The sequence below is a fragment of the Treponema sp. R6D11 genome (assembly GCF_054786075.1).
The window spans coordinates 1-307 of sequence record NZ_BDHD01001426.1; the positions used below are offsets into that span (position 1 = coordinate 1).

The following is a 307-nucleotide window of genomic DNA, read 5'->3' on the forward strand; positions in this document are numbered from 1 at the left end:
GTACAAACCTTGCTTGAACCTACAAAGTTAGAGATAGATTTTGCTGAAAACGGCGTAGAAGCCGTGCGAATGTTCAGTGAATCGCCCGATAAATACGAGATGATATTCATGGACGTTCAAATGCCCGAAATGGACGGCTATGAAGCAACCCGTCGTATCAGAGCAATTGAAGCAGCCCACAATACCGGCACGAGCTCCACCGAAGGTTTGAATAACAGCATGGAGTTTCCGAAGGAAACTCCTAAGCAATTATCGGAATTCCCAAAGGGAATTCCGATAATTGCAATGACCGCTAATGTATTTAAGG

Annotated in this window: 1 protein-coding gene; it reads left to right on the plus strand. The window is 44.6% G+C overall.

The window, feature by feature from the left end; all coding sequences use genetic code 11:
- On the plus strand, nucleotides 1-307 hold a 307-nt coding region (locus ACYVTD_RS19025), incomplete at both ends, for a response regulator (protein WP_461249140.1).